The 1,358-nt window shown below is 62.2% G+C and carries 1 protein-coding gene; it reads left to right on the top strand.

What is annotated here, in order from left to right:
- The first annotated feature begins 53 nt into the window (after positions 1-53).
- A protein-coding gene (locus R3P95_RS25990; protein WP_149407240.1) for an IS3 family transposase occupies positions 54-1,354 on the top strand; the annotation gives its coding sequence in 2 pieces (ribosomal slippage) (positions 54-327 and positions 327-1,354; 1,302 coding nt in all).
- Positions 1,355-1,358 lie beyond the last annotated feature (4 nt).

Raw genomic sequence — 1,358 nt, 5'->3', positions numbered from 1 at the left:
TGAATCACCCTAGGTTTGATGCCGCTTCCTTCTGAGTCAGGAAGGATGAGCACATGCCCAAGAAAATCGATCCGGAGGTCCGTGCGAGGGCCCTGCGGCTACTCGAAGCTCACGGAGCCGAGTACGCCTCGGTGACGGCCGCGGCGGAAGCGATCGCCAAGCAGGTCGGTGTCGGTCAGGAGACAGTGCGGCGGTGGGCCGTGCAAGCCCAAGTCGACCAAGGCTCCCGCGCCGGCACTACCTCGAAAGAATCGGCGGAGATCAAAAAGCTCAAGGCCGAGAACAAGCAGCTGCGCGAGGACGTCGCCATCCTCAAAGCTGCGACGACTTTCTTCGCGGGGGAACTCGACCCCCGCAACCGATGATCATCGCTTTCATAGATTCGTTGCGTGCCAACGGTTCTGCGGTCGAGTCGATCTGCCGGGTCCTGAGCGATCAGGGCTGCAAGATCGCCGCGAGAACCTACCGAGCATGGCGTTCACGCACGCCCGCTCCGCGCACCGTCGCCGACGCCCACGTCATCGACGCGGTCAGGGATCTCGTGTGGAACACCGACGCCCACGGCCGGCGGAAGATGACACCGGAAGGGTTGTACGGGAGGGTGAAGATGCGCGCACATCTGGACCGGACCGCGATCCCCGGGGTGTCCTACGGCGCGGTGGACCGCGCGATGAAGGCACTGTGCCACAACGGTATTCGGCGAGCGAAAGGAATCAGAACCACAATCCGCTCGGCGGACGGCGTGCGAGCGGGCGACCTGCTCAACCGACAGTTCCGGGCCGAGGAACCGAATCGGGTATGGGTCACCGATTTCACTTACGTCCGAACATGGGCCGGGTGGGTCTACGTGGTGTTCATCATCGACGTGTTCTCCCGGCGGATCGTCGCCTGGCATGCGTCGATGTCGAAGACTGTGGACCTGGTGACGATTCCGCTTCGGATGGCGCTGTGGCAGCGCCGCCGTGAGGGTAACCCGGTGAAAGCTGCTGAGCTGATACATCATTCGGACGCGGGCAGTCAGTACACGTCCGTGAAGCTGACCGAGAAATTAGCGCTCGAGAACATCGCCGCGTCCATCGGATCGGTCGGGGACGCCTACGACAATGCCCTCGTCGAGTCAGCGAACGGGCTTTACAAGACCGAGTGCATCCGAACGACGATCTTCCACTCGGGGCCGTACAAGACGATCACAGACGTCGAGTACGCGACCGCCGGTTGGGTCGAGTGGTACAACGTCAAGCGGCTTCATTCCAGCATCGGCCACATGCCCCCGATCGAATACGAAACACTCCACTACGCTGACCTCACCACCGAGGATCAGCCCCAACTGGAGGCGGCACAGAACCTAGGGTGATTCA

The sequence above is a fragment of the Rhodococcus cercidiphylli genome (assembly GCF_033042225.1).
Classification (GTDB): domain Bacteria; phylum Actinomycetota; class Actinomycetes; order Mycobacteriales; family Mycobacteriaceae; genus Rhodococcoides.
Note: the sequence above shows the minus strand (reverse complement) of the source record. Positions and strands in the feature narration are given on the sequence as shown.